This is a genomic window from Streptomyces sp. NRRL WC-3549, assembly GCF_000721935.1.
Classification (GTDB): domain Bacteria; phylum Actinomycetota; class Actinomycetes; order Streptomycetales; family Streptomycetaceae; genus Streptomyces.
Genome location: NZ_KL585396.1, coordinates 55,079 through 62,830, shown reverse-complemented (window position 1 = coordinate 62,830; position 7,752 = coordinate 55,079). Strand labels below are relative to the sequence as shown.

At 70.5% G+C, this 7,752-nt stretch carries 8 protein-coding genes; all 8 read right to left on the bottom strand.

Translation table 11 applies throughout. From position 1 onward, the window contains the following. A partial coding sequence (locus IH13_RS0114215; RefSeq protein ID WP_031084391.1) for a type I polyketide synthase occupies positions 1–1,512 on the bottom strand: 1,512 nt, incomplete at its 3' end. A gap of 101 nt (positions 1,513–1,613) precedes the next feature. Then, the gene (locus tag IH13_RS0114210; RefSeq protein ID WP_031084384.1) at positions 1,614–2,555 is read right to left on the bottom strand and encodes a sterol desaturase family protein; all 942 of its coding nucleotides are present in this window, start codon (positions 2,553–2,555) and stop codon (positions 1,614–1,616) included. Between the two features lie 591 nt (positions 2,556–3,146). Beyond that, positions 3,147–4,760 (bottom strand): MDR family MFS transporter, encoded by a 1,614-nt coding sequence (locus IH13_RS0114205; RefSeq protein WP_031084383.1) that lies wholly within the window; start codon positions 4,758–4,760, stop codon positions 3,147–3,149. Positions 4,761–4,817: 57 nt separating this feature from the next. Further along, complete coding sequence (locus IH13_RS0114200) at positions 4,818–5,423, bottom strand: TetR/AcrR family transcriptional regulator (protein ID WP_031084381.1); 606 nt, start codon at positions 5,421–5,423, stop codon at positions 4,818–4,820. A 150-nt stretch (positions 5,424–5,573) separates the two neighbouring features. Then, positions 5,574–6,026, bottom strand: a complete 453-nt coding sequence (locus tag IH13_RS0114195; RefSeq protein ID WP_031084379.1) for a TrbL/VirB6 family protein — start codon at positions 6,024–6,026, stop codon at positions 5,574–5,576. A 53-nt stretch (positions 6,027–6,079) separates the two neighbouring features. Then, positions 6,080–6,475 carry a gas vesicle protein K gene (locus tag IH13_RS0114190; protein WP_031084378.1) on the bottom strand — a complete coding sequence of 132 codons (396 nt, stop codon included), beginning with the start codon at positions 6,473–6,475 and terminating at the stop codon, positions 6,080–6,082. A 66-nt stretch (positions 6,476–6,541) separates the two neighbouring features. Beyond that, positions 6,542–6,733 carry a gas vesicle protein gene (locus tag IH13_RS42310; RefSeq protein ID WP_031084377.1) on the bottom strand — a complete coding sequence of 64 codons (192 nt, stop codon included), beginning with the start codon at positions 6,731–6,733 and terminating at the stop codon, positions 6,542–6,544. 107 nt (positions 6,734–6,840) lie between these two features. Beyond that, a complete protein-coding gene (locus tag IH13_RS0114180; protein WP_234433297.1) occupies positions 6,841–7,665 on the bottom strand; it encodes a GvpL/GvpF family gas vesicle protein in 825 nt (274 codons plus the stop codon). Positions 7,666–7,752: the final 87 nt, after the last annotated feature.

The window sequence follows — 7,752 nt, the reverse complement described above, 5'->3', positions numbered from 1 at the left end:
ATCGTCGTGGCCGGCCAGTTCGTCCGCGATCCGGGCCGCCATCTCGCCGAGGGCCTCGGGGCGGCGGGCGGTCAGCGGCAGGATGCTCCAGCCGCGTCCGCCGGGCTCGGCGGCCTCCCGGGGCGTCCGGGGCCGGTCCCGGTCGAGCGGCAGGGCGGTCACGGCTGCCACGGCGGGGATGTCCGACGTGTTCGGTGGAGCCTCCTCCAGCACCACGTGGGCGTTGGTGCCGCCGAATCCGAAGGAGTTGACCCCGGCCCGTGCGGGCCCCTCGTGCTCCGGCCACGCGGTCGGCCGGGTGGGGATCTCGTAGGGCAGCGCGGCCTCGTCGATGGCGGGGTTGAGGCGTTCCAGGTTGATGTGGGGCGGGATCCGCCGGTGCTTGAGGCACAGCACGGTCTTGATCAGTCCGGCGATCCCGGCGGCGGACTCGGTGTGACCGATGTTGGTCTTCACGGAGCCGACGTAGCAGCGGTCCCCGGGCGCCCGGCCGACGGCCAGGGCCCGGGCGAGCGCGTTGGCCTCGATGGGGTCGCCGACGGGGGTCGAGGTGCCGTGCGCCTCCATGTACTGGAGTGCACCGGGCGTGATCCCGGCCTCGGCGCAGACGCGTCGGATGAGGGAGACCTGTGCTCGGGGGTTGGGCACGGTGATGCCGTTGGTACGGCCGTCCTGGTTGACCCCGCTGCCGAGGATCACCGCGTGGACACGGTCCCCGTCGCGGACGGCGTCCTCCAGGCGCTTCAGCGCGACCAGACCGACGCCCTCCGCCCGTACGTAGCCGTCGGCGTCGGCGTCGAACGTGCGGGAGCGGCCACCAGGTGAGAGGAAGCCGCCCTTCGTCTCGGCGACGGTGTACTGCGGGGCCATGTGCAGGAGGGTTCCGCCGGCGAGCGCGAGGTCGCTCTCGCCTCGGTCCAAGGCCTGACAGGCGAGGTGGACGGCCACCAGGGAGGAACTGCAGGCGGTGTCGATCGAGAGGCTGGGCCCCCGGAAGTCGAAGCAGTGGGAGATGCGGTTCGACACCATCGTCATCATGGTGCCGGTCGCGGTGTGCGCGGCCAGCGAGGTGAAGCCGAGGTCGGCGAACTGGAGGATCTTGTAGTCCAGGGTGAACGCGCCGACGTAGACGGCGACGTCGTGGCCGGCGAGGTCCCCGGGGCGCTGGCCGCCGTCCTCCAGGGCCTCCCAGGCGACCTCCAGCAGTTTGCGCTGCTGAGGGTCCATGTGATCGGCCTCGCGCGGGCTGATGCCGAAGAACTCGGGGTCGAACTCGTCGAATCCGTCGATGTATCCGCCCCGGCCACCGACGAGCCGGCCGGGCTTGTCCCGGTGACGGCTGCCGAGCGTGGTGACGTCGTAGCGGTCGGGGGGTGTGGGCGTGATGCAGTCCTTGCCCTCCATCAGGTTCCGCCAGAACGTCCGGTGGTCCGAGGCGCCGCCGGGCAGGCGGCAGCCCATGCCGATGATCGCCACCTTGCTCCGTAACGGGTTGTTGCTCGCGTCGGCCATGTCGAACTCCTCAAGTCGTGGTGGCGGAAGGGGAGAGGGATACGGCGGAGGGCCGGCCCGGCGGCTCGCCCGCGCCGGCGCCCGGCCGGCGGGACAGGGGCTCAGCCCGGCCCGCCGCCGGTGCCCGGCCGCCGTCTCCAGGGATGCAGGAGGCTGGCGAGGATCTCGCCGGTGCCGGGGAACGAGGCGGGGTCGACAAGCCCGACCGAGACCGGTTCACGGCCGGGGTACCAGGTGAAGCTGCCGAAGAAGTGGTCCCAGCACGAGAGATCGGAGCCGTAGTGCCCGGCTTCGGACAGGTCGGTGCTGTGGTGCAGCCGGTGCTGCTCCGGGCTGGCCAGCAGATGGTTGAACCGGCCGATGCGCACGTCGATGTTGGCGTGGACGAAGTAGCCCTGGGCGGCGACGAAGAGACCCACCACCAGTACGGCCGGGCGCGAGAAACCGATGAGCGCCAGGGACAGTTGGACGAGGCTCTGGGCCAGGACGATGTCCAGCACGTGGTTCACGCCGTTGTTGGCGACGTTGACCTTCTCCGGTACGTGGTGCACGCCGTGCAGCCGCCACAGGATCGGGTTGGTGTGCCCCAGCCGGTGCACCACGTACCCGACGAGGGAACCCGTGAGCAGGGCTCCGGGGATCTCGATCCCGAGGTGGTGGGCCGGCTCGGCGGGTGAGATCCACCCGACCGCGGCCGTCACCAGGAGTTGCGCCAGCCCGCTCCCGGCCATGGTGAGCACGAAGTAGGCGCCGTACCAGCGCCACTCGTCGCTCCCCGGGTGCCATTCCCGCTCGTACGGGATCAGCCGTTCGAGAACGGCGAGATAGACGAGGGTTCCGACCAGGAAAAGCGGACTGACTCGCGCCGGATCCCAGTCGAAACGCAATGCGGCCACACCGGCCAGGACTACGGCCAGCAGAAGGACCGGATAGGCGGCCACACGGAGAAGCGGAGTCATTGAATTTCCGACCACACGCCCTCCGCCGCCCGAAACGGGAACCGAAGGATTCCCGGCGTCGGCCGGCCGTTCGTACTCGTCCACCAGCAACCCCCCGCACGAGATGGTGACCCAGGAGAGAAGAGCGCATCGGCGCAGTCCGAGGAGACCTGAAGGGCTATGGGCACCCCAAGGCGTCAGCTGCTCATGCACCGATTGATTTCGGGCACCCGGTTCCGACGAAGCGGGTCCCGCCCGGCTGATGCCCCCGGCCCCATCAGCCCAGCTCATTCATTTCCGATTCCCACGGCTTTAACCACCGGCCGGCTCCAGAAATCGGGTGACACATCGGATCCGCCGGACATCCGTCCGCCCATTGAAGCGGGTTTCCCGGTGCGGACGGAATAGCGGAAGACTGCACATCGCCGATGTGAGCTAATTAGTACGAGCAATAAGCTCACACGGTCATCACACCACTCCCCGAAAGAACCCTCGGCGCACGCCCGCACCCGGGGAAACCCCTGTCGCGGACTGTTTCGCGCCCAGGGCGGACCGCGAGCCGGGGCCGTGCGCCGGAGCACGTGAGCCCCTCCGTGTACGCCCCCAGTCGGTCGCACATGCCGGACGGGGCCCCGGCCGTGTAGCCGGAGCCCCGTCGGGTGCGGCGGACCGTCCCGGTCCGCCGCGATGGATCAGTCAGTGCGTCGGGACGGCCGCCGCCTTCGCCTCGGCCGCGGCGTTCTCCTCCGCGAGGCGCTCCATGCCGCTCTGCGTCTTGAGCGGCTTCTCCTTGATGAACAGGACCGCGATCAGGGCGAGGAACGCGAAGGGCGCTCCGACCAGGAAGATGTCCGCCGTCGCGACCCCGTACGCCTGCTCGACCACCTGGCGGGCCGGTTCCGGGAGGGTTGAGAGGTCGGGCACGGTGTGTCCGCCGCCGCCTCCGCCGGCCGCCGCACCGCCGAAGCCCTTCTCCAGTTCGTCGGCCACCCGGTGGCCGAGCACGGCGCCCAGGGCACTCGTGCCGATCGCGCCGCCGAGGCTGCGGAAGAAGGACAGCACCGAGGTGGCCGCACCGAGTTCCGAGGCGGGCACGTCGTTCTGGGCCGCCAGCACCAGGTTCTGCATCAGCATGCCGACGCCGACGCCGAGCACCACCATGTAGACGCTGAGCAGTCCGAACGAGGAGTCCGCGCTGATGGTGGACAGCAGCCCCATGCCCGCGGTCATGATGACGCCCCCCGCGACCAGGAAGCCCTTCCACTTGCCCCGGGCGGAGATGATCTGCCCGGCGATGGTGGTGGAGAGCATCAGGCCGAGGATCATCGGCAGGCTCATCAGGCCGGCCGCGGTCGGCGACTTGCCCAGCGAGATCTGGAAGTACTGGGAGAGGAACACCGTGCCGCCGAACATCGCGACGCCCACCAGCATGCTCGCGACGGTCGTCAGGGCGACCGTGCGGTTGCGGAAGATGTCGAGCGGGATCATCGGTTCCGGGACCCGGGACTCGACCAGCACCGCGGTGCCCAGCAGGACCACACCGGCGCCGACCAGCGCGGCGGTCTGCCACGACGCCCACGCGAAGTTGTTGCCCGCCAGGGTCACCCAGAGCAGCAGCGCACTGACGCCGCTCATGATGAGCACGGCACCGAGGTAGTCGATCTTCACCTCCCTGCGGACCGTGGGCAGCTTCAGCGTCATCTGGAGCAGCACGATGGCGAGCAGGGCGAACGGTACACCGATGAAGAAGCACCAGCGCCAGCCCAGCCAGGAGGTGTCCACGAGGACACCGCCGATGAGCGGTCCGGCGACGGTGCCGACCGCGAAGACGGCGCCGAAGATGCCGGAGTAGCGGCCCAGTTCACGCGGCGGGATGATGGCCGCCATCACGACCTGGGCGAGGGCGGTCAGGCCCCCCGCGCCGATGCCCTGGAGCACACGGCTCACGATGAGCAGGGCCACGCTGTGGGAGAACCCGGCGACGAGCGAGCCGACGACGAACATCCCGAGGGAGAGCTGGATCAGCAGCTTCTTGTCGTAGAGGTCGGACAGCTTGCCCCAGATCGGGACGGTCGCCGTCATCGCCAGGAGTTCGGCGGTGACGACCCAGGTGTAGGACGACTGGGTGCCGTGCAGGTCGGCGATGATCCTGGGCAGGGCGTTGGCGACCACGGTGGAGGCCAGGATGGCCACGAACATGCCGGCCATGAGCCCCGACATGGCCTGGAGTATGTGTCTGCGGGTCATGGTCGGTGCGGCCCCCTCGAGCGCACCGGTGGCATCGCTTTCGGGTGGGGGAGCAGCGGTCATCGGCTAACGTTCCTCGTTCTCTGCTGACAGGCCCCGGTGAAGGGGCTCGGATGTACTTCAGCCGCTCAGGCCGGCGGCCAGCGAGGCGAACGCCTCGCGGTAGATGCTCCGGAAGGAGCGGGTGCGCCCGGATGCCACCCAGAGCTCGACGGACGCGCGCACGGCGGCGATCGACACGTGCGCGAGAAGCCTCGGACAGAGGTCGGACGCGGGGTCCTGGCCGAGCCGCTCGGCCAGGACGGCGATCATCGCGCGCTCGTCCGCCCCTTGGGCGGCGAGGAAACCGGGCAGCAACGAAGGGCTCTTCGTCAATGCGGCCGTCTGGAGCTCCCAGCGCTCCTGGTCCTCCTCGATGTCGGCGAACTCCTGTCCGATCGCCTCGCGTAGGGCCTCGAGTGCCGACAGGCGCTCCGGCGCGTCGAGCACCGCCCGACGCATACGGGCGGCGCAGCCCCGGTCGGGGCGGGTGATCGCGTCCTCCAGACAGGAGAAGTAGTTGAAGAACGTGCGTACGGAGACACCGACTTCGTCGGTCACCGCCTCCACGGTCACGTTCTCGATCCCCCGCTCGGCGGCACCGCGCAGAGCGGCGGTCGCAAGGGCGTCACGCGTCGCGCGCTTCTTGCGTTCGCGCAGCCCCAGGGACGGGTCGTCGGCACTCACGAGGGTGCATCCTATGCAAGTTTGCACGGCGTGCAAATCTCGGCCGGCCGAGGGGTCGCTCTCGGAGCCGTCGCGCACGGGAGCGCCGAAAGGCCGGAGGACCGACAGGTATCTGTCGGTCCTCCGGCCTTGCGGCGCCCTGCGGTGGGTTCAGATCCGTCCGCCGGTGAGGCGGGTGATCGGCCCGACGTGGGCCTTGGCGGTCTGGCGTCCGAGGGCGAAGGCGCCTCCGACGAGGCCGCTCACTCCCGCGGCGGCACCCACCGCCAGGGCCTTGCGGTGCTTGACGACGCTCCACGCGGTACCGGCGGTCGCGGTGGCCTTGCCCACCGTGGAGGCGACACCCTGCCGGCCCGTCTCCCAGCCGGCCGCGGCGACCCGCTTCGTCGTCCGCCCGGCCGACCGCAGACCGGATTCCGCGGCCTCACCGGCGTCTTCGGCCGACGACTTGGCCTTGGAGGCCGCGACCGCGGAGTCGGACGTGGCGCGGTCACCGGCCGCCGCTGCGGTCCGGCCGCCCTTGGCGGCGGCCGACTTGGCGCGTGTACCCGCCTTCGCCGTGGAACCGTTCACGTTCTTGTTCTCTTCGCTCTCTGCAGTCATGGTGTTCGTATTGCCTTCTCATCGTGTTCGAAACAGCGGTATCACGCGTGAGTTCAGTCCCGGGGCAGCAGAGAGCCCAGCGGACCGAGGTCGAGATTCAGGTCCTCCATGGTGAGGTCGTAACGCTCGCAGAGTTCCGTCATCCGGTCCTGGAGAATCATCAGTGTCATTCCGATGCGTTCCTCCTGGTCCTCTCTCAGGTCGCCCTGATCCACCCGGTGCAGTGCGGTGCGCTCCATGAGCTGACGCAGCAATTCGACAATGGTCAGCACCAGTTTGATGAGGTCGCGTTCCACCGTGTCCGGATCGGTCTCCAGACGCCTTGCCGTCGCGCTCGAATGCGACTGCTCCCCCGGTGCCGCGGGCACGAGATCGAAAGCCCGTGCCGCTGCCTGCGCGACCTCCTGCAATTCGGTTCCGTGCGCCGGCGTTACGGATTCCTCGGCCATGGGCGGCCACCTCCTCGTTCCGTTCGCCTTCTGCCCGGCGGCGGGCCCGGTATCCGGCCCGGACGGTCACCAGGGCGCCGGTTCCTCCGACGTGATGGACCGGATCACGGCCCTGAGGTTGATGTGCACGAGATCGACGTCCGCGATGGAGAGCACGAGGTCCCCGGTGAGCACCGCCCCTCCGTTCAGCAGCCGGTCGAGCAGGTCGATGAGCGCCACCTGCCGGCCGGCGAGATCCGCGATGCCGTCGTCGGGCACGGCGGAGTGCCCGGCGGGGGATCGGACGGGGTCGTCGGGTGCGCCGGCGGGCCCGGTCCGGGGCGCGGGGAACCCCGTACCGGGCACGCCCCCGCCCGGTTCGCCGTTCATCGCGCTCCCCCGGTGGCCACCGGGGGCGGCGTGGCGAAGGAGTACGGGGCCCACGGGCCGGTGATCTCGACGCGTACACCCGGTACGTCATCGGCGATCCCCGTGAGCGCCGCACGGAACTCCGCGATCCGGGCATCCGGCACCAGATAGGCGTCGTTGGCGATGTTCTCGCCGGCCCCGGTGGCGAGATCGCCCTGCTGGGGCCGGTGGGAGACCTGGGCACTGACGAGACCGGCCACCCGGACGGGCACCTCGGCCGCCACGGTACCCGCGGCCCGGTAGGCGTCCCGGTGGTTCTGCCGCTGCACGCGGCGCTGCCGGAGGTACGCCCGGCCGGGGCTCGCCTCCGTCGCCTCGGGCGGGGGTCCGCCGGCGGGCGCGGCCGCGCGGGGATCGGCGTAGACCTTGACGCCGAGTTCGACGTGGCCCTCCAGCCGGCTCAGCAGGGCGGTGAACTCCGCCTCGCGTGCGCCGAGCATCTCCCGCACCCGTCCGTCGTCGAGGTAGACGGTGGCCAGGCGCATGGGCAGCACGGTCGCATGGCTGTAGGCAGCGTCGACGACCGCGTGATGGGTCCGCGCCATCACCTCGAGCAGCCCGAGATCCTCCATCTGCTCCTGCATGCCCTCGGCTCCGTACGAGGCCGAGGGGACCGACGACACCACGGCCACGAGCTCTCCGGCGCCGACGGTCCGCAGGGGGCCTCCTTCCAGTCCCGGGTGTCCGGGCAGCCCGGCGTCGAGCCGTGACCCCGCCCGGCCGACGGCGTAGACGTAGGACATCACCGCCGGACCGGCCGCCTGCTCTGCTCGCGTGGTCACTTCGGCTCCTCCCCGTCGCCGGTGCTCCGAGCGTCGCTCCGCCTCTGAGGGGCGCCGTCGGCGTCGCCCGCCGCTGCTGCGGCGGGG